Annotated in this window: 18 protein-coding genes; 11 read left to right on the forward strand and 7 right to left on the reverse strand. The window is 73.9% G+C overall.

Going from position 1 to position 24,118, the window contains the following annotated elements; translation table 11 throughout:
* Positions 1-156 precede the first annotated feature (156 nt).
* The 4 genes from ACH4PU_RS13380 (at position 157) to pcaG (ending at position 3,866) form a co-directional block, all read left to right on the forward strand.
* On the forward strand, positions 157-1,350 hold the full coding sequence (locus ACH4PU_RS13380; RefSeq protein WP_398270624.1) for a thiolase family protein: 1,194 nt from the start codon (positions 157-159) through the stop codon (positions 1,348-1,350).
* A 34-nt stretch (positions 1,351-1,384) separates the two neighbouring features.
* Entirely contained in the window at positions 1,385-2,572 is a 1,188-nt protein-coding gene (locus tag ACH4PU_RS13385) for a 4-hydroxybenzoate 3-monooxygenase (RefSeq protein WP_398270627.1), read from the forward strand.
* Positions 2,573-2,649: 77 nt separating this feature from the next.
* On the forward strand, positions 2,650-3,342 hold the full coding sequence (gene pcaH, locus ACH4PU_RS13390; RefSeq protein WP_398270630.1) for a protocatechuate 3,4-dioxygenase subunit beta: 693 nt from the start codon (positions 2,650-2,652) through the stop codon (positions 3,340-3,342).
* On the forward strand, positions 3,342-3,866 hold the full coding sequence (gene pcaG / locus ACH4PU_RS13395) for a protocatechuate 3,4-dioxygenase subunit alpha (RefSeq protein ID WP_398270633.1): 525 nt from the start codon (positions 3,342-3,344) through the stop codon (positions 3,864-3,866). Before pcaH ends, pcaG begins: the two co-directional genes overlap by 1 nt.
* An 18-nt stretch (positions 3,867-3,884) precedes the next feature.
* Here the strand turns inward: pcaG and hemE are convergent, their stop codons facing one another.
* Complete coding sequence (hemE, locus tag ACH4PU_RS13400) at positions 3,885-4,940, reverse strand: uroporphyrinogen decarboxylase (protein ID WP_398270911.1); 1,056 nt, start codon at positions 4,938-4,940, stop codon at positions 3,885-3,887.
* 100 nt (positions 4,941-5,040) lie between these two features.
* Here hemE and ACH4PU_RS13405 point away from each other — a divergent pair, with 100 nt between their 5' ends.
* From ACH4PU_RS13405 to ACH4PU_RS13430, 6 genes are all read left to right on the forward strand, one after another.
* Positions 5,041-5,694: a DUF3000 domain-containing protein gene (locus ACH4PU_RS13405; RefSeq protein ID WP_398270636.1), complete on the forward strand. Its 654-nt coding sequence runs from the start codon at positions 5,041-5,043 to the stop codon at positions 5,692-5,694.
* A 258-nt stretch (positions 5,695-5,952) separates the two neighbouring features.
* Positions 5,953-6,612, forward strand: coding sequence for a LuxR C-terminal-related transcriptional regulator (locus tag ACH4PU_RS13410; protein ID WP_398270639.1), 660 nt, complete (start codon positions 5,953-5,955; stop codon positions 6,610-6,612).
* A 75-nt stretch (positions 6,613-6,687) separates the two neighbouring features.
* The gene (locus ACH4PU_RS13415) at positions 6,688-7,965 is read left to right on the forward strand and encodes an HRDC domain-containing protein (protein ID WP_398270642.1); all 1,278 of its coding nucleotides are present in this window, start codon (positions 6,688-6,690) and stop codon (positions 7,963-7,965) included.
* Positions 7,966-8,317: 352 nt separating this feature from the next.
* Entirely contained in the window at positions 8,318-9,535 is a 1,218-nt protein-coding gene (locus tag ACH4PU_RS13420; protein WP_398270645.1) for a thiolase family protein, read from the forward strand.
* Complete coding sequence (locus ACH4PU_RS13425) at positions 9,532-11,661, forward strand: 3-hydroxyacyl-CoA dehydrogenase NAD-binding domain-containing protein (RefSeq protein ID WP_398270648.1); 2,130 nt, start codon at positions 9,532-9,534, stop codon at positions 11,659-11,661. Before ACH4PU_RS13420 ends, ACH4PU_RS13425 begins: the two co-directional genes overlap by 4 nt.
* Before the next feature lie 204 nt (positions 11,662-11,865).
* A complete protein-coding gene (locus ACH4PU_RS13430; RefSeq protein WP_398270651.1) occupies positions 11,866-14,442 on the forward strand; it encodes an MXAN_6230/SCO0854 family RING domain-containing protein in 2,577 nt (858 codons plus the stop codon).
* Between the two features lie 235 nt (positions 14,443-14,677).
* Here the strand turns inward: ACH4PU_RS13430 and ACH4PU_RS13435 are convergent, their stop codons facing one another.
* Positions 14,678-15,754, reverse strand: coding sequence for a hypothetical protein (locus ACH4PU_RS13435; protein ID WP_398270654.1), 1,077 nt, complete (start codon positions 15,752-15,754; stop codon positions 14,678-14,680).
* A gap of 135 nt (positions 15,755-15,889) precedes the next feature.
* Here ACH4PU_RS13435 and ACH4PU_RS13440 point away from each other — a divergent pair, with 135 nt between their 5' ends.
* Positions 15,890-16,321, forward strand: a complete 432-nt coding sequence (locus ACH4PU_RS13440; protein ID WP_398270657.1) for an NTP pyrophosphohydrolase — start codon at positions 15,890-15,892, stop codon at positions 16,319-16,321.
* Positions 16,322-16,352: 31 nt separating this feature from the next.
* Here ACH4PU_RS13440 and ACH4PU_RS13445 read toward each other — a convergent pair whose 3' ends face one another.
* From ACH4PU_RS13445 to ACH4PU_RS13465, 5 genes are all read right to left on the reverse strand, one after another.
* A complete protein-coding gene (locus tag ACH4PU_RS13445) occupies positions 16,353-17,864 on the reverse strand; it encodes an ArnT family glycosyltransferase (RefSeq protein ID WP_398270660.1) in 1,512 nt (503 codons plus the stop codon).
* A 136-nt stretch (positions 17,865-18,000) separates the two neighbouring features.
* A complete protein-coding gene (locus ACH4PU_RS13450; RefSeq protein WP_398270663.1) occupies positions 18,001-19,530 on the reverse strand; it encodes an amino acid permease in 1,530 nt (509 codons plus the stop codon).
* 210 nt (positions 19,531-19,740) lie between these two features.
* The gene (gene dxs / locus ACH4PU_RS13455) at positions 19,741-21,711 is read right to left on the reverse strand and encodes a 1-deoxy-D-xylulose-5-phosphate synthase (protein ID WP_398270666.1); all 1,971 of its coding nucleotides are present in this window, start codon (positions 21,709-21,711) and stop codon (positions 19,741-19,743) included.
* A 342-nt stretch (positions 21,712-22,053) separates the two neighbouring features.
* The gene (locus tag ACH4PU_RS13460) at positions 22,054-23,331 is read right to left on the reverse strand and encodes a sugar ABC transporter permease (RefSeq protein WP_398270669.1); all 1,278 of its coding nucleotides are present in this window, start codon (positions 23,329-23,331) and stop codon (positions 22,054-22,056) included.
* Positions 23,328-24,107, reverse strand: a complete 780-nt coding sequence (locus ACH4PU_RS13465) for an ATP-binding cassette domain-containing protein (RefSeq protein ID WP_185943222.1) — start codon at positions 24,105-24,107, stop codon at positions 23,328-23,330. Before ACH4PU_RS13465 ends, ACH4PU_RS13460 begins: the two co-directional genes overlap by 4 nt.
* Positions 24,108-24,118 lie beyond the last annotated feature (11 nt).

Below are 24,118 nucleotides of genomic sequence, written 5' to 3' on the forward strand. Positions count from 1 at the left end.
GCGCCGGACCGCCGCTCCGCACCCCATTGACATGCGGCGGGGAGCCCGCCAAGACTCTCGACCGAACGGTCAGTCGGCGCTTCCGGGGGCCGTTCGCCGAGGCCCGCCGTCCGTTCGGCCCCTCCCGCCGTCCGCCCGACCGCTTACGGAGACCGCATGAACGACCGCATCCGCGACGTCTACGTCGTCGACGCCGTCCGCACGCCCCTCGGCCGCTACGGCGGCGCGCTCGCCGGCGTCCGCCCGGACGACCTGGCCGCCCACGTCGTCCGGTCCCTGGTGGCCCGGGCGCCCGCGCTCGACCCGGCGCGGATCGACGAGGTGGTGCTGGGCAACGCCAACGGCGCCGGCGAGGAGAACCGGAACGTGGGCCGGATGGCCGTCCTGCTCGCGGGTCTGCCGGTGACCGTCCCCGGCTCGACGGTCAACCGGCTCTGCGCCTCGGGGCTGGAGGCCGTCGTCCAGGCGTACCGGGCGATCGCCGTCGGGGACGCGTCGGTGGTCGTCGCGGGCGGCGTGGAGTCGATGAGCCGCGCGCCCTGGGTGCTGCCCAAGCCGGACCGCGCCTTCCCGGCCGGCCACCAGGAGCTGTACTCGACGACCCTCGGCTGGCGGATGACCAACCCGGCGATGCCGGAGCGGTGGACGGTCTCCCTGGGCGAGGGCGCCGAGCTGATCGCCGGCAAGCACGGCATCTCCCGCGCCGACCAGGACGCGTACGCCCTGGCCAGCCACCGGAAGGCGGCCCGCGCCTGGAGGGAGGGGGCGTTCGCCGACGAGGTGGTGTTCCTGCCGGACGTGGAGCTCGCCCGCGACGAGAGCATCCGCGACACCACGTCGGAGGAGGCGCTGGCCCGGCTGAAGCCCGCGTTCCGGCGGGAGGGCGGTACCGTCACGGCGGGCAACTCCTGCCCGCTGAACGACGGCGCGGCCGCCCTGCTGCTCTGCGACGAGGAGGGCCTGCGGGCGACCGGCCGGGAACCGCTGGCCCGCGTCCGGGCGTCGGCCGTCACCGGCACCGAGCCCGACCTGTACGGGCTGGGTCCGGTCGAGGCGGTGCGCCGGGCCCTGGCCCGGGCCGGCCGCTCCTTCGCCGACCTGACACACTTCGAGCTCAACGAGGCGTACGCCGCCCAGGCGCTGGGATGCTTCGCGGAGTGGCCGGAGCTCGACCCCGCCCTGGTGAACCGGCACGGCGGGGCGCTGGCGATCGGACACCCCCTGGGGTGCTCCGGCGCCCGGCTCGCCGGTACGGTGGCCCATCAGCTCGCGGCGGCCGGTTCCGGTATCGGGGTGGCGGCGCTGTGCATCGGCGTGGGGCAGGGGCAGGCGCTGGTGCTGGAGCGCTGATCCGCCCCTCCGCTGATCGAGAGGCAATCCCCGCATGCGCACCACCGTCGGCATCATCGGAGCCGGCCCCGCCGGACTGCTGCTCGCCCGGCTGCTGCGCCGGGCGGGCGTCGACTGCGTGGTGCTGGAGGCGCGCGACCGGGAGTACGTCCAACGGCGGCAGCGGGCCGCGCTCCTGGAACAGGGCGCGGTGGACGTGCTGCGGGCCTGCGGCGCGGCGGACCGGCTGGACCGGGAGGGCGTCCGGCACGACGGCTTCGAGCTGCGGCACCGCGGGCGGCGGCAGCGGTTCTGGGTCGCGGCGCTGACCGGCGGCCGGGCGAACACGCTCTACCCGCAGACCGAGATCGTCAAGGACCTGATCGCGCTGGCGACGGCCGACGGCACACCCCTGCTGTTCGAGTCCCCGGTGACCGCGATCGAGGGGCTCGACGGCGACCGGCCGGTGCTCCGGTACACCCGCGACGGCCGCGAGGAGACGCTGGAGTGCTCCTACGTGGCGGGCTGCGACGGCTCGGTCGGCGCCGCCCGCCGGGCGCTGCTCGCCACCGGCGCGGCCCGGCTGCACGAGCGCGGCTACCCGTACGCGTGGCTGGGCGTCTTCGCCGACGCGCCGCCCGCCTCCGACGAGTTGATCCTCTCCGGGCACGAGCGCGGCTTCGCCCTGCACAGCATGCGGTCGCCGGAGGTCTCCCGGCACTACCTCCAGGTCCCGGCCGGCACCGCGCCGGAGGACTGGCCCGACGACCGGATGTGGGCCGAGCTGGACGCCCGGCTGGCCGTCCCCGGCCACCCCCTCCACCACGGCCCGGTGACGGCCAAGGCCGTGATCCCGCTGCGCGGCCAGGTCGTCGAACCGATGCGGTACGGGCGGCTGCTGCTGGCCGGGGACGCCGCGCACCTCGTCCCGCCCACCGGCGCCAAGGGCCTCAACCTGGCCTTCGCGGACGTCGTCACGATGGCCCGGGGCCTCGCCCACCGGCGGCGGACCGGCTCGACCGCGCTCCTGGACCGCTACTCGGAGCTGTGCCTGCGCCGGGTGTGGCAGGTGCAGGAGTTCTCGCACGCCATGACCGTCCTGCTGCACGCGGCGCCGGACAGCGACGCCTACGAGCGGCGGCTCCGCACGGCCCGGCTCGACCGGCTGACGGGACCCACCGCCGCGGCGGCGGAGTTCGCGGAGAACTACGCGGGGCTGCCGATGGACGCGCCCCTCATCTGACGGGCCGTCCGGCGGGCGGGCGGGGCGGTGGCCGCCGCCCCGGGTAATCGGGGCCCGCTCCTGGGTAACCACAGCCCATGACGCCCCTCGACACCCTTCCGACCCCACCCCCGCCCCCATACCGGGGCATACCGCAACGCAGACCACAGCAGCCACCGCTGTCCCTGTTATGCGACCCCGACGCGGTCGAACTCACCGGCCCGGTCTTCGGCCCGGCCGACGTGGACCCTGCCGACGCCGATCTGACCCGGTGCCACCCGGGCGAGCCGATCGGGGAACGGATCACGGTCGCCGGGCGCGTCACGGACCGGCGCGGCCGGCCGGTGCGCGGCCAGCTCGTCGAGCTGTGGCAGGCCAACGCGGCGGGCCGCTACGCGCACCCGGACGACCGCCACCCCGCCCCGCTGGACCCGAACTTCACGGGCGCGGGCCGCTGCCTCACCGACGACGAGGGCCGCTACCGCTTCGTCACCATCAGGCCCGGCGCCTACCCCCTCGACGGCCACTCGGCCGTCTGGCGCCCGGCGCACCTGCACTTCTCGCTGTTCGGCACGGCCTTCGCCCAGCGGCTGGTGACCCAGATGTACTTCCCGGGCGACCCGCTGCTCGCCCACGACTCCATCGCCCACGCCGTGCCCGGACCCGCCGCGCTCGCCCGCCTGATCGCCGCCTACGACCCCGGGCTGAACGTCCCGGGCCACGCCCTGGGCCACCGCTGGGACATCGTGCTGGACGGCCCGGCCGCGACCTGGACGGAGGGGAGCCGCTGATGGCATCCGGCACACCGCCGCAAACGGCCGGCCCGTACTTCGGCGCCGCCCTGCCGTTCCCCGGCGGCGGCGACCTCGCGCCCGCCGGGCACCCGGAGGCGGTCACCCTGCACGGGTACGTCCTCGACGGGGACGGCGCGCCGGTGCCCGAGGCGCTGCTGGAGTTCTGGCAGCCGGCCCCGGACGGCTCCCGCGCGGGCGCGCCGGGCAGCCTGCGCCGGGACGGGGTGACGTTCACCGGTTTCGCCCGGGTGGCGACGCGCGGCGACGGGCACTACGCGCTGCGCACCCTGCCGCCGGGCGGGGTCCCGTATCTGGCGGTGTGCCTGCACGTACGGGGGCTGCAGCGGCACCTGTTCACCCGGGCGTACCTGGCCTCCCCCGCCGACGACCCACTGCTCGCGGCGGTCCCGGAGACGCGGCGGGGCACCCTGCTGGCCGTCCCCGAGCAGGGCGGGCACCGCGCGTACCGCTTCGACGTACGGCTCCGGGGCCCGGGGGAGACGGTCTTCCTGACGGTGTGAAACCCTTCCGGGCGCCCGCTAGCGAGCCGTCCGCTCGTGCACGAACTCCACCAGGCGCGTCAGCGCGGCCGGGTCCGTGGTGGGCAGGACGCCGTGGCCGAGGTTGAAGACGTGCCCCTCCAGGCCGCGGGCGGCCTCCAGGATCTCGGCCGCCTTGGCCTCCACCGCCTCGCGCGGGGCGAACAGGACGGCCGGGTCCAGGTTGCCCTGGATCGCCTTGCCGGGACCGACGCGCCGGGCCGCCTCGTCCAGCGGCACCCGCCAGTCCGCGCCCACGACGTCCGCGCCCGCCTCGCCCATGAGACCGAGCAGTTCGCCCGTCCCCGCGCCGAAGTGGATGCGCGGCACGCCGTAGCCGGCGACGGCGTCGAAGACCTTGGCGGAGGACGGCATCACATGGCGGCGGTAGTCGGCCGGGGCCAGGGCGCCGACCCAGGAGTCGAAGAGCTGCACCGCGGAGGCGCCCGCCTCGATCTGGACCTTCAGGAAGGCCGCGGCGATGTCCGCGAGCCGGTCCAGCAGGTCGGCCCAGAGCTCCGGGTCGCCGTACATCAGCGCCTTGGTGTGCTCGTGATTGCGCGAGGGGCCGCCCTCGACCAGGTAGCTGGCCAGGGTGAAGGGCGCGCCGGCGAAGCCGATGAGCGGGGTGGCGCCCAGCTCGGCGGTGAGCATCCGGACGGCCTCGGTCACGTAGGAGACGTCGCCTGCCTCCAGCGGACGCAGCTGCTCCAGGTCGGCGCGGGTGCGGATCGGCCGCTCGACGACCGGGCCGACGCCGGGCTTGATGTCGAGGTCGATGCCGATGGCCTTCAGCGGCACCACGATGTCGCTGTAGAAGATCGCGGCGTCCACGTTGTGCCGGCGCACCGGCTGGAGCGTGATCTCGGTGACCAGCTCGGGCCGCATGCAGGACTCCAGCATGGGGATGCCCTCGCGGACCTTGCGGTACTCGGGGAGCGAGCGGCCCGCCTGCCGCATGAACCACACCGGTGTGTGCGGCACGGGCTCGCGCCGGCACGCCCGCAGGAACGCCGAATCGTATGCCGCGCCGCGGCCCGTCTGCTGCTCGCCCATCTCACTCATGCCCCAAATCTTCGCACGGGCCGAACGAGTGACCCGCGCATGTGGGTGTCCCTACCCGGAACCGGGGGTCGTTCCGCCTAGTCTTCCGGGCATGGCTGCGGCGCACGGACACCACGAGGACAGTCCGGACGACGTGGGTGGGGAGGGTTCCCCGTCCGTCTTCCGGCAGGCGGTCGCCGGGCTGCAGGGCGTACTCCTGCGGCCCGAGATCGAACTCGACGCCACCCCGCCGCCCCAGCGGCTGGCCCCCTTCTCCTACGCGCTGGAGGCGGCGGTCGTGGTGGACGACGAGGAACTGGCGGACGGGCGGCTGATCCTGCTGCACGATCCGGCCGGGCACGACGCGTGGGGCGGCACCTTCCGCCTGGTCACGCTGGTGCACGCGGATCTGGAGGAGGAGATGGCGGCGGACCCGCTGCTGCCGGAGGTGTGCTGGTCCTGGCTGACCGGGGCGCTGGAGGCGCGCCGGGTGCCGTACGCGGCGCCGAGCGGCACGGTGACGCGGGCGGGCTCGCACTACTTCGGGGGCCTGCGGGAGCGTCCGCCGTCCACGCAGATCGAGATCCGCGCGTCGTGGTCGCCGATCGAGCCGGGCGGGCAGGGGGCCGGGGCCGTCCCGGACACCGCGGCGCACCTGTCGGCCTGGTGCGACCTGCTCTGCCAGATCGCGGGGCTGCCGCCGGGCGGGGCCCCGGAGGCCGGGATCGTGACGCTGCCGCAGCGCCGGGGACCGCAGAGCCGCTGACGGCGGGGGTACGGGCGGGGTGCGGGCGAAGGTGCCGCGCCGGGGGCGAGCCCGGCGTGCGCCGATGCGGCCATCGGGGTGACCGTCGGGATGACCACCCCCAGGCCTGAATTGCCCGAATTGTTACTCATCAATTCGTGATCATTCCCTAAAGCCGGGCGGTTTGTCTGCCGAAGGGACTTGTGACCCTTCCCGTACGGATCGCCCCGGCTTACCCAAAAGTCGGCACCCGTCCCCGCCACTCCCTCTGGAGGCCTGGTGTCCGTTCTCCTCGAGCAACCTGCGAGCCTCGCCTACCGCCCGACGAAACCGACCGCCATGGTCGTCGTCGCCGACCCCCGCGTCCGCTCCACCGTCACCCGCCACCTGTGGGCGCTGGGGGTGCGGGACGTGATCGAGGCCTCGTCCATCGCGGAGGCCCGGCCCCGCATCAGCAACCCGCGCGACATCTGCGTCGCCGACGTCCACCTCCCGGACGGCTCCGGCCTGACCCTGTTGTCCGAGACCCGCGCCGCGGGCTGGCCCAACGGGCTCGCCCTCTCCGCCGCCGACGACATCGGCGCCGTGCGCAACGCCCTCGCGGGCGGCGTCAAAGGCTATGTCGTCACCGGAACCCGCACCAACCTCGGCGTGCCCGGCCGCCCCGGGCTCTCCCCGATCGGCGCCGCGGCCGCGCGGATGCAGCGCCGCCCTCCCGGCGCGCCCGGCCACCCCGGCGGCTACCGCGAACTGTCCGGCCGCGAGGTCGAGGTCCTGCGGCTGGTTGCGGAGGGCCAGTCGAACAAGGCCATCGGCGTCTCGATGGGCCTCTCGGCACTCACCGTCAAAAGCCACCTCGCCCGCATCGCCCGCAAGCTGGGCACCGGCGACCGGGCCGGAATGGTCGCCGTCGCCCTGCGCACCGGCATCATCCACTGACTCCGCCCGCCCCCCACGCCCGCCGACGGAACGTTCCGTCGGCGGGCTTCCGTCATCCCCGGATACCCTTGACCGGTGACCGACGCCCAAGACACCGCAGCAGACCCACCACTGCGAACCACCGGGGGCGGCCCCCCGGACGACGTCGAATCGGCGCCGATCCCTTTGCTGGAACCACGTGAGGGCATCCCGCCGGTCGTCGCCGACCGCGACGCCCTGGCCGCCGTCGTCGCCGCCTTCGCCGGGGGCCGCGGGCCCGTGGCCGTCGACGCCGAACGCGCCTCCGGCTACCGGTACGGACAGCGCGCCTACCTCGTCCAGCTCCGCCGCGAAGGGGCCGGCTCGGCCCTGATCGACCCCGTCGGCTGCCCCGACCTCTCCTCGCTCGGCGAGGCCATCGGCGACGCCGAGTGGGTCCTGCACGCCGCCACCCAGGACCTCCCCTGCCTCCGCGAGATAGGGATGACACCGGCCCGGCTCTTCGACACCGAGCTGGCCGGACGGCTCGCCGGGTTCGCGCGGGTGGGACTCGGCGCCATGGTCGAGAACGTCCTCGGCTACGCCCTGGAGAAGGGCCACTCGGCCGTCGACTGGTCCACCCGCCCGCTTCCCGAGCCCTGGCTGCGCTACGCCGCGCTCGACGTGGAGCTGCTGGTCGACCTGCGCAACGCGCTGGAGAAGGAGCTCGACCGGCAGGGCAAGCTGGAGTGGGCCCACCAGGAGTTCGACGCCATCGCCGCCGCGCCGCCCGCCCCGCCGCGCAAGGACCCGTGGCGGCGCACCTCCGGCATGCACAAGGTGCGCCGGCGCCGGCAGATGGCCGTCGTCCGCGAACTGTGGACCGCACGCGACCAGGTCGCGCAGAAGCGCGACGTCTCGCCGGGCAAGGTGCTCGGCGACGGCGCGATCATCGAGGCCGCCCTCAACATGCCGCCCAACGCACACGCGCTGGCCGCGCTGCCCGGCTTCGGGCCGCGGATGAGCCGCCGTCAGCTGGAGCAGTGGCAGGCGGCGGTGGACCGGGCGCGAGCCGTCCCGGAGTCCGAACTCCCGCAGCCCGGCCAGCCGCTGACCGGACCGCCTCCGCCGCGGGCCTGGGCGGACAAGGATCCTGTGGCGGCGGCGCGGTTGTCGGCGGCGCGGGCCGCCGTGTCGGCGCTGGCGGAGCGGTTGACGATGCCTCAGGAGAATGTGATCACGCCGGATACGGTGCGGCGGGTTTGCTGGGAGCCGCCGCAGGATCTTTCGCCGGAGGCCGTCGCGGCTGCCCTCACCGGGCATGGGGCTCGGCCCTGGCAGGTGGAGCAGGTGACGCCGGTGCTGGTGCGGGCCCTGCGGGAGGCTTCTGCCTGAGGGGTGGTGCCCCGGTCCCTCCCTTTCACCGTTTCTGCGGGGGCAAGCCCCCGCACCCCCTGAAACCGCGCTCCGCGCGGTTGTCCTCAAGCGCCAGACGGGCTGAAGTCAGCCCGTCCGGCGCTTGAGGACCAGCGGCGAAGCCGCGACAACGGGGTCTGGGGCGCAGCCCCAGGAAACGGCGAAGGGGCGGGACCGGGGCACAACCCACCGTATGTGACCTTCGCCGCTCCCGCCGGAGGGACTGTGCAGCCTGGTTACCCGTAAGTAGCATGAGGTGGTCAGCCCGCACCGCGGCGGAGCCGTATCGGCATGCCCGCGCGCAGCGATCCGCACCTGGAGGAGAGCCAACGTGCCTCGTACCGCTAGGGACGTCGTTTTCGTCGACGGCGTCCGCACCCCGTTCGGCAAGGCGGGCCCGAAGGGCATCTACCACGAGACCCGCGCCGACGACCTCGTCATCAAGTGCATCCGTGAGCTGCTGCGCCGGAACCCGAACCTGGACCCCGCGAAGATCGACGAGGTCGCCATCGCCGCGACCACGCAGATCGGCGACCAGGGCCTGACCCTGGGCCGTACGGCCGGCATGCTCGCGGGTCTGCCGCAGACCGTGCCCGGCATGTCCATCGACCGGATGTGCGCCGGTGCCATGACCGCCGTGACGACCGTCGCCGGCGGCGTCGCCTTCGGCGCGTACGACGTCGCCCTCGCCGGCGGTGTCGAGCACATGGGCCGCCACCCGATGGGCGAGGGCGTCGACCCGAACCCGCGGTTCCTCTCGGAGAAGCTGGTCGACGAGTCCGCCCTGGTCATGGGGATGACGGCGGAGAACCTGCACGACCGTTACCCGCAGCTCACCAAGGAGCGCGCGGACGCCTACGCGGTCCGCAGCCAGGAGAAGGCCGCCAAGGCCTACGCCGACGGCAAGATCCAGGCCGACCTCGTGCCGATCTCCGTGCGCCGCACCACGCCCGAGGGCGGGGAGCTGGGCTGGGGCCTGGTCACGGCCGACGAGCCGATGCGCCCGGGCACCACGATGGAGGGCCTGGCCAACCTCAAGACGCCGTTCCGCCCGCACGGCCGGGTCACCCCGGGCAACGCCTCGGGCCTCAACGACGGCGCCACCGCCTCGCTGATCGCCGCCGAGGACGTGGCGCGCGAGCTGGGCCTGCCGGTCCGGATGCGCCTCGTCTCGTACGCCTTCGTCGGCGTCGAGCCCGAGGTCATGGGCTACGGTCCGATCCCGGCGACCGAGAAGGCCCTCGCCAAGGCCGGCCTGTCGATCGACGACATCGGCCTGTTCGAGCTCAACGAGGCCTACGCCGTGCAGGTGCTCGCGCTCCTGGACCACTACGGCATCGCGGACGACGACCCGCGCGTCAACCAGTACGGCGGCGCGATCGCGTTCGGCCACCCGCTGGCCTCGTCCGGCGTCCGCCTGATGACGCAGCTGGCCCGGCAGTTCGAGGAGCAGCCGCACGTCCGCTACGGCCTCACCTCGATGTGTGTCGGCCTCGGCATGGGCGGAACGGTCATCTGGGAGAACCCGCACTTCGAGGGGGACAAGTGAGCACCACCACCGAACTGTTGAAGGGTGCGGCCGAGCTGTTCCCCGGCGAGGTCGTGACCCAGGCGCACGTGCGCCACTTCGACCTCCCGCTGGGTGCCGGCACGTTCGCGCTGATCACGCTGGACAACGGCCTGGACCACACCAAGCCGACCACCTTCGGCCCGCAGTCGCTGGCCAACCTCGACGCGGCGATCGACCAGGTCGAGGCGGAGGCGAAGGCCGGGAAGATCGTCGGCGTCGGTGTCACCGGCAAGCCGTTCATCTTCGCCGTCGGCGCCGACCTCAAGGGCGTCGAGCTGCTGAAGACCCGCGAGGACGCGCTGGCCATCGGCAAGGGCGGGCACGAGGTCTTCAAGCGGCTGTCGTCGCTCGCGGTGCCCACCTTCGCGTACTACAACGGCGCGGCCATGGGCGGCGGTGTCGAGGTCGGGCTGCACTGCTCGTACCGGACCGTGTCCAAGGCGATCCCCGCCTTCTCGCTGCCCGAGGTCTTCCTCGGCCTGCTGCCCGGCTGGGGCGGCTGCGTCCTGCTGCCGAACCTCATCGGCGCGGACCGCGCGGTCTCGGTGATCATCGAGAACTCGCTCAACCAGAACCGGCAGCTCAAGGGCAAGCAGGTCTTCGAGCTCGGGATCGCCGACGCGATCTTCGAGGGCGCGGACTTCCTGGAGCAGTCGCTGGCCTGGACCGCCGCCGTCCTCAAGGGCGAGCTCCAGGTCTCCCGCCCCGAGGTGGACCGCGGCGAGGCATGGGACGCGGCCGTCGAGCGCGGCCGGGCCTTCGCCGACTCCAAGGTGCACGGCGCCGCCCCCGCCGCCTACCGCGCGCTGGAGATCATCTCCGCTGCGAAGAACGGCGACCTGCGGCAGGGCTTCGACGCCGAGAGCGGGGCGCTGGCCGACCTCATCATGGGCGAGGAGCTGCGCAGCGGCATCTACGCCTTCAACCTGGTGCAGAAGCGCGGCAAGCGCCCGGCCGGGGCCCCGGACAAGTCGCTGGCCCGTCCGGTCACCAAGGTGGGCGTCGTCGGCGCCGGCCTGATGGCCTCGCAGCTGGCGCTGCTGTTCGCCCGCCGCCTGGAGGTGCCGGTCGTCATGACCGACATCGACCAGGAGCGCGTCGACAAGGGCGTGAAGTACGTCCACGACCAGATCGACATGCTGCTGCTCAAGGGCCGGGTCAACCAGGACAAGGCCAACCGCCTCAAGGCCGCGGTGACGGGCTCCCTCGACAAGGCCGCCGCCTTCGGCGACGCGGACTTCGTCATCGAGGCCGTCTTCGAGGAGATGGGCGTCAAGCAGCAGGTGTTCGCCGAGGTCGAGGCGGTCGTGCCGGAGCACACCATCCTCGCCACCAACACCTCGTCGCTGTCCGTCAGCGAGATGGCGTCGAAGCTGAAGCACCCCGAGCGGGTCGTCGGCTTCCACTTCTTCAACCCGGTCGCGATCCTGCCGCTGCTGGAGATCGTGCGCGGCGAGCGGACCGACGACGCGGCGCTGGCCACGGCGTTCGGTGTGGCCAAGAAGCTGAAGAAGACCGCGGTGCTGGTGAAGGACGCCCCGGCGTTCGTCGTCAACCGCATCCTGGTCCGCTTCATGGGCGAGATCCAGAACGTCATCGACGAGGGCACCCCGGTCGCCGTCGCCGAGAAGGCCGTCGAGCCGCTCGGTCTGCCGATGTCGCCGCTGGTGCTGCTGGAGCTGGTGGGTCCGGCGATCGGTCTGCACGTCTCCGAGACGCTGGCCGGCGCGTTCCCCGACCGCTTCAAGGTCTCCCCCAACCTGGCCGCCGTGGTCAAGGCGGGCAAGCGCGGCTTCTACGTGTACGACTCCGGGAAGCCGGAGCTGGACCCCGAGGTCGCCGCCCTCCTCCAGCAGGGCGACACCGTCCTGACGGAGGAGCAGGTCCGCGCCCGCGTCCTGGACGGCGTGGCGCAGGAGATCGGCCTGATGCTGGACGAGGGCGTCGTCGCCGAGGCGCAGGACATCGACCTGTGCCTGATCACCGGCGCCGGCTGGCCCTTCCATCTGGGCGGCGTCACGCCGTACCTGGACCGTGAGGGCGTCTCGGAGCGCGTCAACGGCAAGCGGTTCCTGGAGCCGGGCGTCGCGAGCGTCCCGGCGTAGCACCTGGGCCGTAGGGGCCGCGTGGACACCGTCCGCGCGGCCCTTCGCCGTCTCCGCGTACCGCCCGTTATTCGTTGGCCGACGCGTCGCGGGCTCTGTTAGCTTCCGGGTGCGGGGCGGCTCCGAACGTGCTTCCTTCTCCCTTTCAGACGCCAGTGCGTTCACTTCCCGCCCCGCACCCTCACGTTGGGAACGCGGAGAGCGATGACGACCACCACCACCGGCACCCGGCGGAGCACCGCCGCCGTGCTGCTGTCCCGGCGCGGGGCCGTCCACCTCCCCGCCTCGGCCGGCAACCCGGCGGAGCATGCTGCCGACATACCCGTCACCCTGCTGGAAACCGACCTGCTGGAACGCGGGTTCCTGGTCTCCGCGGACCTCCGCCGGGCCCTGACGCGGCTGGAGCCGGCCGCCCTGGCCGCCGAAGGACGGGCCCTGCTGCGGGAGACCGACCGCCTGCTGGGCGCGCACCGCCGCCACGAGCCGCTGTTCCACGGCTTCCCGTACACGGTCCCCGAGGACACGCTCGCCTTCTACGTCGACCGCGTCCTCGCCCACCTCTTCCAGTCGCCGCGCCGGCCCTGCGTCCTGTGCGGGACGGAGGGCACCGTCCACGCGGTCGACCCGTGCGCGCACCTGGTGTGCCGGTCCTGCTTCGACGGCGCCGAGTTCACCGCCTGCCCGGTCTGCCACCGGCGGATCGACGCCGGCGACCCGTTCCTGCTGCCGAAGGCGGCGCGGCCGGAGGCCGGCCCCGGGCGCGCGCTGCCCGCCCGGCTGCGCGTCCTGTCCCACGGCGGCGGCCCCGACGCCCTGGAGACGGCCGCCCGCGCCGAACTGACCGCCCTGCTCTCCCGCACCGGCGCGCTGTCCCCGCAGGACACCGACGACCTCGACGACCTGCTGGCCGGCCGGGACCGCGCGTCCCTCGACTGGCTCCCGAGGGACGTCCCCGGCCGGGAGACCAAGGCCCGGCTCCTGGCCTGGCTGCTCGCGGACCCGGCCGCGCACCCCGTCACCCTGCCCGCGGCCACGGCCCTGATCACCACCGCGACGGACGTACTGCGGCTGCTCGCCGTCCGCTCCGGAGGCGACGCGGGACTGGTGGACGTCCCCCGCTTCACCGCCGTACCCCGCCCGCTGCGGCGCGCCCTGCTGGCCGTCCTGGACGGGCTCGACCCGCTGCTGGTGGCCGAGGACCTGCGGCGGCACGCCGCGCTGTGGAAGCGGGCGGCGGAACGGCTGCACCCGTTCGAGCACGCGGACCGGTATCCGCGGGCCGCCCTCGCCTTCGCGGACCTGCGCGGCTTCCGGCTCTCCGACGACGCGCTGTCGGCGCGGCTGCGGGCGGTGCACCCGGCGGGTGCCCTCACGGGCGCTCGGGTCGCGCTGCCGCGCTGGGCCGCGCTGGTGGAGACTGCGCTGGCCGCCGGGGACGTCGACGCCGCCCTGCCGCTGCTCGCCCGGCGCCCGGGCGAGCTGCTGCGGCGCCTCGACCACCTGCTGCGCCTCGCCGGCACGTCCGGCACGGACCGTACGGACTCCGTCCTCGCGGCGCTCGGGCCCGCCGCGGCCCGGGTGTCCCCGGCGGTCCTGCTGTCGGCGCTCGGCGCGCTGCGCACCCGGGCGGCGGGCGGGGGCCGGGACCGGGTCTTCTTCCCCAAGGGCGGCACCGCCCGGGCGCACATCGTCCCGGACGGGCGCGCGCCCCTGCCCGCGGCGACGGTCGGCCGCGTGGTGGACGTCCTCACCGGCGAACTCCTGCGCCGGGCCGGCACCCTGCCGCCGGCCGAGGTCGCCGTCGTCGACGCCGCGCTGGACGGGGTCGTCGCGCCGTTCACCGAACGCACCGCGTCCCGCGCCCTCGTGACGCTCCCGCGCGGCAGCGAACTGCCGGTGCCCGAGGGGCGCACGCTGCGGCTGTTCCTCCACTGGACCGAGAGCGCGTCCTCCGGAAGGACCGATCTGGACCTGTCCACAGCCTTCTTCGACGCGTCCTGGCGGCACATCGGCACCTGCGACTACACCAACCTGCGGTTCCGGAAGACCGCCGCCGTCCACTCCGGCGACCTCACCAGCGCGCCGCCGCCCGACGGGGCGAGCGAGTTCGTCGACCTGGACCCGCGCAAGCTGGCCGCGGCCGGCGTCCGGTACGTCGTCGCCGTCGTCTTCTCCTTCAACAGCGTGCCGTTCGAGGAACTCGCGGAAGGGTTCGCCGGGCTCATGGTCCGCGACCAACCCGGCGGGCACGGCCCGGTGTTCGACCCGCGCCAGGTCGAGCAGCGGTTCGACCTCACGGGGCGGGCTCATGCGTGCGTGCCGTTGGTGGTCGATGTGGCGGACCGTACGATGCGGTGGCTGGACGTCGTCAAGGGCGTCACCGGGACGCACCATGCGGTGTATCGGCACGCGGATGATCTGGCGTTGCTCGGGCGGGGGCTCACGGAGCTGTTCGCCTCCGGCGCGCGGGTGGGGCTCGGTGAGCTGGCGCGTCTGCACGCGGCGGGGCGGGCTCGGACGGTTGTGGTGCGGGGTCCTGACGGGGCGCGGCGTGCTTACCGGCGGCGGGTCGGGGAGGACGTCGTGTGCTTCGCGCGGCGGATCGGCTCCGCCGAGGGGGATGGGGTGGCTGATGTGCCGGCGCCTGAGCTGGCGTTCCTATATCGCGGGGATGTGGAAGTGACGCCGGGGGCGGAGGTGTTCGCTCTGCATCCGCGAGGGTTGGCTGCTGAGGCGGTGCGGCTGGTGACGGCCGCGGATGTGGTGGCTGCGCTGGGGTGAGGGTGCCCCGGTCCCGCCCTTTCACCGTTTCTTGCGGGGGCAAGCCCCCGCACCCCCTGAAGCGCGCTGCGCGCGCTGTCCTCAAACGCCGGACGGGCTGAAGTGTGTGCCCGGGCGCTCTATCCAGCCCGTCCGGCGTTTGAGGACGAGCGGCGAAGCCGCGAAAAGGGGGGGCTGGGGCGCAGCCCCAGGAATCGGCGAAGGGGCGGGACCGGGGCACCGCCCGCCGCAGGCGTTACACCCGCACCCAACGCCCCAGCGCCAGCCCCGCCTCGTCCTTCTGCCGCGTCACGCACAGCCCGCCGTCCGGCGCGAAAGCGGCCAGCACCACCCGCCCCGCCGCGTCGAGCGCCATCGCGGGCGCCCCCACGCACGCCTCACCGGTCTTCGACCAGAAGGCGCCCGCCTTCTCGTCACCGGTCGGGTAGGCGGCGACGGCCGGCAGGCCGGACGCCGTGCGCTGGGCGAGGACCGTGCAGTCGTGGCCGTCGATGGTGGTGCGGAGGGCGGCGACGGGGCCGGTGCCCTCGTCGTCGGAGGGGCCGAGGGTGACGGGGGTGACGTCGTCCTCGGGGTCACCGACGGCGCGGGTGTGGACGCGGAGGGCGGAGTCGGCGGCATCCCGCCAGAAGTGGCTGACGCGGCCCTCGCCGGCGGCGAGGCAGGCGGCGGAGCCGGCCAGCGGCTCGGCGGTGATGTTGCGCACCCGCTTCAGCGGCCCGCCGGGCTCCTCCTGCCGCCAGCTCTGGACGCTGCCGTCGCAGGGGGCGAGGAGTTCGGCGCGCCCGTCCTCGGTGACCGCCGTGGCGAGGGAGTCGAGGACGTTGCTGCCCTTCATGTCCGTCCAGGCGCCCCAGACGCCCTTGGCGTCCTGGCGCCGGCCGCAGACTCCGCCGCCCGCGTTCCGGAGGAAGACCTGCGGGCCGTTCCTGTCCACGACCGCGGCGGGGGCGCCGATGCGGGTGGCGCGCTCCTGGTCCTGCCCGTAGGGGGTGCCGATGGAGCGCCAGGGGGTCAGGGCCCGGCCCGGCTGGAACTGCGTGGCGTAGACGACGTCCGTCTCGGTCCGGCCGTCGTCCGTCTCCCGGGCGCGGACGCCGAAGAGGTACACATACCCCTGCGGGGTGCGGCAGAGCGAGAGGTGGGGCTCCAGGCCGGGGACGGTGATCCGCTCGGGGCCCGTCCAGTCGGGGCCGCCGGGGGCGGTCTCGGTCCAGCGCAGCAGGCCGTTGGCGGCGGGCGCGTAGGCCGTGAGTCGGCCGTCCTGTCCCCGCAGCAGCCAGCCGGTCGTGGGGGTGGCCGTCCGTGCCATGACTCGCTGCCAGCCTCTCTCTGCCCCAATTCCGCGTCGCGCGGAGCCGTTTCACCGGCGTTTTCCGACCCCCGACAATAACATTGCGCAGGTGAGCGCATTCCGGTTCGCATCCGGCGTGCGAGCCTGGTCGGTATGAACGCCGATGTGAACGCCGGTGGGGAAGCCCAAGCGGCCGGGCCCGGTCCGCTCCTCGTCGTCGATGCCGCGAACGTCGTGGGCAGCGTCCCCGACGGCTGGTGGCGGGACCGCCGCGGGGCCACCGAGCGGCTGCGCGACGCTCTGGCCGGGTACGGGTCCGGCGGGCTGCCGGACGCCGTCCCGCCGCTGCCCGGCCCGCTGGACGTCGTCCTGGTGGTGGAGGGCGCGGCGCGCGGGACGGAGCCGGTGCCGGGGGTGCGGGTGGAGGCGGCGGCCGGCAGCGGGGACGACCGGATCGTCGAGGTGGTGGCCGGGGAGCGGGCCCGGGGGCGGCGCTGCGTGGTGGCGACCGCCGACCGGGAGCTGCGGGAGCGGGTCGCGGCGCTGGGCGCGGAGACGGTGGGGCCGCGGACGGTACGCCCCTGACGGCGCCGGCCGCGACCGTACGGCGACGGCCTCACCGCCGCGCGTACAGCACCGCCCCCTCCACGCTCCCCACCCGCGCGTACCCGCCCCGCAGGAAGGCCCGCAGCGTGGGCACGCGGGCCACCGCGTAGGGCCGGCCGCGGGAGTCGTCCACGACCAGCGCCGGCGGGCGCGCCCGGAGTTCGCGGCGGAGGACGGGCCAGCCGCCCGGTACGCCGTACGCCTCGCCGACGGCGGAGGCGTCCCGGCCGCCGCTGTAGTTGGTGAGCAGTCCGGCCGTCAGGAAGCGGCCGGCGGGCGGGCGGCGGGCGAACCAGTACTGCTCGGGGTGCATGCCCCAGATCAGCACCGGGTCGGCGGGGGCGGTCCGGGCCCGTACCGCGTCCGCGACCCGCAGCGAGTGCGGCAGTTCGGGCGGGGTGACGACCAGTCCGGCGGTCAGGAAGGCGGCGCAGGACAGGGCGCTCAGCCCGGTGGCCACGCGCCGCGCCGCCTCGGGGAGGGTGTGCAGGGCCGCGGTGGCCAGCAGGGTGAGGGGCGGGATGAGCTGGAGGTAGTAGTGGCCGAAGAAGTGGAAGCCGGTGGTGACGGCCATGGCCGAGGCGATCAGCCACAGCCACAGCTCGGGCGGCGCGACCCGGCGGCGGGCCAGCAGAAGGAGGCAGACGGGTGCCAGCAGGCCCGCGCAACTGGTGGTCAGCGTACCGGCGTTGGTGAGGGCACGGGCGGCCGAGGCGCCGACCGTGCCGTCCACGGAGGCGTAGGTGCCGGAGCCGGTCACGCACCAGAACAGCAGCCGGGCCGGGCCGCAGACCCAGGCGACGGCGACGACGGGCAGGGTGAGGCCCGCCGCGAGGGCGGCCGTGCCGCGGCGGGCCCGTCCGCCGGACGGGCGGGTGCGGGCGGTCCAGAGCATGAGCAGGACGGGCGCCAGGACCGCTCCCCCGGTCTGCTTGGTGAGCAGGGCCGCGGCCGTGGCCAGGCCGGCCCGGCCCCAGCGGCCGCGGTCGGCGCACCACATGGCGGCGGCCGTCCACGGCACGGCGAACACCTCGAAGGTGGCGGCCTGCGCGTCCTCGGGCTCCAGGCCGATGGAGACCAGCAGGTAGAGCACCCCGGCCGTGCGCCCGGCGCGCTCGCCCCAGCGGCGCCGGGCGAACGAGGCCAGCAGCACGGCCGTCACCAGCTGGGCCGCCACGGCGAGGCCCTTGACGGGCAGCAGCGAGCCGTCGCCGAAGGCGCGGAAGCACGCCTCGTACACCCAGGGCAGCAGGGGCGGCTTGCGGTCGACGACGGTGCGGTAGAGGACGGCGCCCTGGGCGAGCATCCGGGCCTGGGTGGCGAGGAAGCCCTCGTCCGGGTTCCACAGCGGGCGGAGGAAGGACGGCAGCCGGGTGGCGAGGGCCAGGGCGGTCAGGACGGGCAGCAGTCCGCGCCAGAAGGGCAGCCCGCGCCGGGGTCCCCTGGACGGCGGCTCCGCGCTCGCGCGGGGGCGCGGGACGGCGGCGGGGGCCGGGACGGCGACGTGCTGGACGGCGGGCATGCGGCCAACCTAGGGGTCGGTCTGTTCCGGCGGCGGGTGACATACGGGGCGGTCAGGGGGGAATCGGGGACGGGCCGGGGGTGGCGTCGGGGACAGGCCCGGGGAAACCCCGTGACCGGTCCCGGAGCGCACCCCGTCACCGTCCCCGCGACCCCGGCCGCGCCGCCTCCGCCGCCACCCTGCTGTGCCGCTTCCCGTACGCGAAGTAGACGACGACGCCCAGGGCCATCCACACGGCGAACCGCAGCCATGTCTCCGCCGGCAGATTGAGCATCAGCCAGAGCGAGGCCAGCACGGACAGCACCGGCACGAACGGCACGAACGGGGTGCGGAAGGCGCGCGGCAGGTCGGGGCGGGCGCGGCGCAGCAGGATGACGCCGAGGGCGACGACGACGAAGGCGAAGAGGGTCCCGATGTTGACGAGCTCGGCCAGTACGTCGATGGAGGTGAACCCGGCGACGACGGCCACGACGCCGCCGAGGAGGAGCGTGGAGCGGTAGGGTGTGCCGAAGCGGGGGTGCACGGTGGAGAAGACGCGCGGCAGCAGCCCGTCGCGGCTCATCGCGAAGAACACCCGGCTCTGCCCGAGCAGCAGGATCATGCACACGGCGGTGAGGCCGATGGCCGCGCCGAAGCTGATCAGCCCGGCCCAGAAGGGCTGTCCGGCGTCCTTGAAGGCGTCGGCGAGCGGCGCGTCGACGGAGAGCCGGCTGTACTTCTCCATGCCGGTGACGACGATGGACACGGCCACGTACAGCACCGTGCAGATGGCGAGCGAGCCGAGGATGCCGCGCGGCACGTCGCGCTGCGGGTTGTGGGTCTCCTCGGCGGCGGTGGCGACGATGTCGAAGCCGATGAAGGCGAAGAAGACCACGGCGGCGGCGGAGAAGATGCCCATGACGCCGAACTGGGAGGGTGTGAAGCCGAAGAGGAGCTGGGAGAGGGGGGCGGCCAGGCCGCTGCCGCCGGCGGTGCCCTGGGAGGGCGGGATGAACGGGTCGTAGTTGGCGCCGCTGACGAAGAACGATCCGGCGATGATGACGATGAGGACCACCGTCACCTTCACGCCCACCACCACGGCGGTGACGCGCGAGGACAGCTTCATGCCGGCGATCAGGATCGCGGTGAGCACCAGCACCAGCACGCAGGCGAGGAGGTCGAAGCCGAAGTCGCCGTGGTGCGGCCCGGAGAGGGCGGCGGGGAAGTGCCAGCCGGCGGTGTCGAGCAGCGAGCGGATGTAGCCGGACCAGCCGACGGAGACCACGGCGCAGCCCAGCGCCAGCTCCAGGATCAGGTCCCAGCCGATGATCCAGGCGGGCAGTTCCCCGAGCGAGGCGTACGAGAAGGTGTACGCGGAGCCGGCCACCGGCACGGTGGACGCGAACTCGGCGTAGCACAGCGCCGCCAGCGCGCAGACGATGCCGGCGAGGACGAAGGACAGGGCCACGGAGGGGCCGGCGGTCTCCTTGGCGACCTTGCCGGTGAGGACGAAGATGCCGGTGCCGATGACGACGCCCACGCCGAAGACCGTGAGGTCGAGGGCGGAGAGGGACTTCTTGAGGACGTGTTCGGGTTCCTCGGTGTCCCGGATGGACTGCTCCACCGTCTTGGTCCGGAACACCCCGCTCCTGCCGCGGTCGTTCCGGGTCGGTCGCTCCGTGGCCATCGGCCCACCTCCACCAGTCGCGGCTCGCGCCGCCCCGCGTCGTCCCTGAACTGAGCGAGTGTCCGCGATGTTCGGGGCCCGGCCCGGGGGGCCACAGCCTCCCCGCACCGGATTCACCCGATGGAGGGCGGCCGGGGGTATGCGCGAGGGCCGGCCGGACCACCCGGGAGGATGGTCCGACCGGCCCTCGTCGGGGTCGGGGTGGCCCGGTCAGTCGCGGACGGGCTCGCCCGGCTCGTCCGCGCCCGGGAGCACGGCGGCCTCGGCGGCCTCCGTGACGCCGACCCCGACGGACGTCCCGTCGAGCTTGGCGACGAGGCCGGTGACCTGGCGGGCGATGTCCGGGGCCGTCAGCCCGATCTCGGCCATGACCTCCTTGCGGGAGGCGTGGTCGAGGAAGCGCGGCGGGATGCCGAAGTCGCGCAGCGGCAGGTCGACGCCGGCGTCGCGGAGCGCCTGGGCGACGGCCGAACCGACGCCGCCCACCCGGCCGTTGTCCTCGACGGTGACGACGACGCGGTGCTCCCGGGCGAGGCCGGGCAGCGCCTCGTCGACCGGCTTGACCCAGCGCGGGTCGACGACGGTGGAGGAGATGCCCTGCTTGTCGAGGAGGTCGGCGATCTCCAGGCACATCGGGGCGAGCGCGCCGACGGAGACGATCAGGACGTCGGCCCGGTTCGCGCCGTCCGCGGGGCGGCGCAGCACGTCCATGCCGCCGACCCGGCCGACGGCCTCGACGGCCGGTCCGACCGTGCCCTTGGAGTAGCGCACGACGGTGGGGGCGTCGTCGACCTCGACGGCCTCGCGGAGCTGGGCGCGGACCTGGTCGGCGTCGCGCGGGGCGGCAATCCGCAGGCCGGGCACGACCTGGAGGATCGACATGTCCCACATGCCGTTGTGCGAGGCGCCGTCGTCACCGGTGACGCCCGCGCGGTCGAGGACGAAGGTGACGCCGCACTTGTGCAGGGCCACGTCCATGAGGACCTGGTCGAAGGCGCGGTTGAGGAAGGTCGCGTAGACGGCGAAGACCGGGTGCAGACCGCCGGTGGCCAGGCCGGCCGCGGAGGTGGCGGCGTGCTGCTCGGCGATGCCGACGTCGTAGACGCGGTCGGGGAACTCCTTGGCGAACTTGCCGAGGCCGACCGGCTGCATCATCGCGGCGGTGATCGCCACGATGTCCTCGCGCTCGCGGCCGAGCGCGACCATCTCGTCGCCGAAGACGGACGTCCAGCTGGCACCGGACGCGGAGACCGGCAGGCCGGTGTCGGGGTGGATGACGCCGATGCCGTGGAAGCGGTCCGCCTCGTGCTGCTCGGCGGGCTGGTAGCCGCGGCCCTTCTCGGTGAGGCAGTGGACGATCACGGGGCCGTTGAAACGCTTGGCGCGCTGGAGCGCGGACTCCAGGGCCTCGATGTCGTGGCCGTCGATGGGTCCGACGTACTTCAGGCCGAGGTCCTCGAACATGCCCTGGGGAGCGATGAAGTCCTTGAGGCCCTTCTTGGCGCCGTGCAGCGTCTCGTAGAGCGGCTTGCCGACGACCGGGGTGCGCTCCAGCAGGTCCTTGCCGCGGGCCAGGAAGCGCTCGTAGCCGTCGGTGGTGCGCAGGGTGGCCAGGTGGTTGGCGAGGCCGCCGATGGTGGGCGCGTAGGAGCGCTCGTTGTCGTTGACGACGATGACGAGCGGGCGGTCCTTGGCGACGGCGATGTTGTTCAGCGCCTCCCAGGCCATGCCGCCGGTGAGGGCGCCGTCGCCGATGACGGCGACGACGTGCCGGTCGTCGTGGCCGAGGACCTGGTTGGCCTTGGCGAGGCCGTCGGCCCAGCCGAGGACGGTGGAGGCGTGGCTGTTCTCGATGACGTCGTGCTCCGACTCGGCCCGCGAGGGGTAGCCGGAGAGGCCGTCCTTGGCCCGCAGCCGGGAGAAGTCCTGGCGGCCGGTGAGCAGCTTGTGCACGTACGACTGGTGCCCGGTGTCGAAGAGGACCTTGTCCTTGGGCGAGTCGAAGACGCGGTGCAGGGCGATCGTGAGCTCGACCACACCGAGGTTGGGGCCGAGGTGGCCACCGGTCTTGGAGACGGCGTCGACGAGGAAGGTGCGGATCTCCGCGGCCAGCCGGTCGAGCTGCTCGGGGCTCAGCCGGTCAAGATCGCGCGGTTCCCTGATGCGGGTCAGCAGGGCCACCCGTGCCTCCTTAAGCTGTCGAGCTTTTGCCGGTCGGTCGAGTCTAATCTTCCGCTTGGCGTGGCGGTGAACGGGTGAGGGGATGTATGTCACCCGGATGCCCCGTGGCGGGCATGGATGTGGGAGTGCCCCGGTCCCGCCCCTTCCCCGTTTCCTGCGGGGGCAAGCCCCCGCACCCCCGAAACCGCGCTCCGCGCGGTTGTCCTCAAACGCCGGACGGGCTGATATTCAGCCCGTCCGGCGCTTGAGGACGAGCGGCGAAGCCGCGAAAGGGGGGGCTGGGGGCGCAGCCCTCAGGAAACGGTGAAAGGGCGGGACCGGGGCACCAGCCCGCCGCAGGCGCTACACCCGCCCCGCCGTCCGCTGCGTCCGCCGTGAAACGGAATCGATCACGACCGCCGCCAGCAGCACCGCACCCGTGATCATGTACTGAACGGCCGAGGCGATCCCCAGCAGCGCCATCCCGGACGCGATCGACTGGATGACGAGCACACCCAGCAGGGCCGACCAGGTCTTGCCCCGCCCACCGAACAGGCTCGTCCCACCGATCACCGCCGCAGCGATCGCGTTCATCAGCAGGCTGCCCGCCCCCGACGACTGGTTCGCCGCGTTGATCTGCGAGGCCAGGAACATCCCGCCCAGCGCCGCCATGGTCCCGGAGAGCGCGAAGACCGAGATCCGCACCGTCGCCACGTCGATGCCGGCCCGGCGGGCCGCCTCGACGCCGCCGCCGACGGCGAAGACCTTGCGGCCGTAGCGGGTGCGGCGCAGCACCAGGTCGAGGGCGACGACGACGCCCACGAAGATCACCACGGCCAGCGGGAGGCCCTTGTACTGGTTGAAGACCCAGGCCACCGCGTAGGCGGGCACCGCCAGGGCGGCCGTGCGCAGCACGATCTCGGCGAACGGCCGGCTGGGCACCTGGGCGGCGGCCCGGCGGCGGGCGTCCCGCCAGGCGACGAGGAAGTAGGCCAGGACGGTGGCGGTGGCCAGTCCGTAGGCGGCGGAGATGTCCTCGAAGTAGTGGTTGGTGAGCTTGGCGACCAGTCCGGAGTCGTCGAGGTTGATCGTCCCGTTGGCGCCCAGGACCTCCAGCATCAGGCCGTTCCAGCCCAGCAGGCCCGCCAGGGTGACGACGAACGCGGGGACGCCGATCCGGGCGAAGAAGAAGCCGTGGAGCACCCCGGCGACCGTGCCGGTGAGGATCGCCAGGATCAGGGCGAGCCACTCGGGCATGCCGTGGTTGACGTTGAGGACCGCGAAGACCGCCGCCGCCAGTCCGCTGACCGAGCCGACGGAGAGGTCGATCTCGCCGAGGATGAGGACGAAGACGATGCCGACGGCGATCAGGCCGGTGCCCGCGGCGGTGATGAAGAGGTTGGAGAGGTTCTCGGCGCCGAGGAAGGCCGAGTCCTGGAGCTGGAACACCAGGCAGATGACGATCAGGCCGACGACGACGGGCAGCGAGCCCAGTTCGCCGCTGCGCAGCTTGCGGAGGAACTCGGACCAGTAGCCGGCGAAGCCCTCCTCGCGGACGAGCAGCCGGGGGTCGACGGGGGTGACGGTGGCCGGGGCGGCGGGCTGGGGGCCCTCGGGGGTCTTGGAGAGGTCGGTGGTCATGCCCGGTCCTCCGCGATGCGGGCCTTACGGCGGGTGACAGCGTTGTCAGTGGCGCCGGTGATGGCCGAGACGATCTCTTCCTGGGAGGTGGTGCGCACGGCGAAGACCCCGTTGTTCCGGCCGAGGCGCAGCACCGCGACGCGGTCGGCGACGGCTTGGACGTCGGCCATGTTGTGGCTGATGAGGATGACGCCGAGACCTCGCTCGCGGAGCCGTTCGACCAGGTCGAGGACCTGGGCGGTCTGCTCCACGCCGAGCGCGGCGGTGGGCTCGTCGAGGATCACGACCTTGGGCTCGCCGAGCAGCGAGCGGGCGATGGCGACGGTCTGCCGCTGGCCGCCGGAGAGGGCGGCGACGGGGATCCGGACGCTGGGGATGCGGATGGACAGGGCGCCGAGCAGTTCGCGGGCCCGGCGCTCCATCCCGACCTCGTCCAGCACCCCGGCGCGGGAGATCTCCCGGCCGAGGAAGAGGTTGCCGACGACGTCGAGGTTGTCGCAGAGGGCGAGGTCCTGGTAGACGGTGGCGATGCCGAGCTCCTGGGCGGTGTGCGGCCGGTCGATGGTGACGGGCCGCCCCTCCCACTCGATGACGCCGTCGTCGGCGGGCGCGACGCCCGCGATGGTCTTGACGAGGGTGGACTTGCCGGCGCCGTTGTCGCCCACCAGGGCGACCACCTCACCGGGACGGATCTCCAACTCCACGTCGGTCAGCGCCTGGACGGCACCGAACCGCTTGGAGATCCCGCGCAACGCCAGAACGGGCGCAGCGGACATGTGGATCAGCT

The organism is Streptomyces sp. NPDC021100, from assembly GCF_044333095.1.
Taxonomy (GTDB): Bacteria; Actinomycetota; Actinomycetes; order Streptomycetales; family Streptomycetaceae; genus Streptomyces.